The sequence below is a fragment of the Apilactobacillus pseudapinorum genome, assembly GCF_040369555.1.
In the GTDB taxonomy this organism is placed as follows: Bacteria; Bacillota; Bacilli; order Lactobacillales; family Lactobacillaceae; genus Apilactobacillus.
The window spans coordinates 1-378 of record NZ_BAABVU010000007.1 but is presented as its reverse complement, the minus strand read 5'-3'; the positions used below and the strand labels follow the sequence as shown (position 1 = coordinate 378).

Here is a 378-nt window from a genome sequence, read left to right as displayed (position 1 = left end):
CCTAATCTCTTAGGTTGGCAGAAGATGTCAAGAGCTGGTAAGGTTCTTCGCGTAGCATCGAATTAAACCACATGCTCCACCACTTGTGCGGGCCCCCGTCAATTCCTTTGAGTTTCAACCTTGCGGTCGTACTCCCCAGGCGGAATACTTAATGCGTTAGCTGCGGCACTGAAGGGCGGAAACCCTCCAACACCTAGTATTCATCGTTTACGGCATGGACTACCAGGGTATCTAATCCTGTTCGCTACCCATGCTTTCGAGCCTCAGCGTCAGTAACAGACCAGAAAGCCGCCTTCGCCACTGGTGTTCTTCCATATATCTACGCATTTCACCGCTACACATGGAGTTCCACTTTCCTCTTCTGTACTCAAGTTTTGT

General features: G+C 50.0%; 1 rRNA gene. It reads right to left on the bottom strand.

Going from position 1 to position 378, the window contains the following annotated elements:
* Positions 1-378, bottom strand: a 16S ribosomal RNA gene (locus ABWU86_RS00745); the annotation flags it as partial.